Source organism: Gilvimarinus sp. 1_MG-2023, from assembly GCF_030548285.1.
In genome coordinates, this window is sequence record NZ_JAUOSC010000901.1 from 1 (window position 1) to 279 (window position 279).

1 pseudogene is annotated in these 279 nt (G+C 62.0%); it reads right to left on the reverse strand.

The annotated features are described in order from the left end of the window. A pseudogene (locus Q4563_RS19475) lies at positions 1-279 on the reverse strand (ExeA family protein); the annotation flags it as partial.

Consider the following 279-nt stretch of genomic DNA (forward strand, 5'->3'; position numbering starts at 1 on the left):
GAGCCCCTGCCAGCGCAGCACCGGGCAATCTGCGGGTACGGACTTTGGGTATCGCGGCTTGGCTTGTATCCCCCAACACCTCGACCAGCGCCTGACGTGCAACCGGAGCATGAACGTCGTTATCACCCCGGGCATAGGCTCCCAGCAAAGCGCGGTCAGCAACACTGTTGATCAGACGAGGAATACCGCCGCAACCCCGGCAGATAATGCTCGCCGCGGCTTCATCAAACACCTGACGCTCACACCCCGCCGTTGCCAGCCGATGGCGCAGATAAGCAT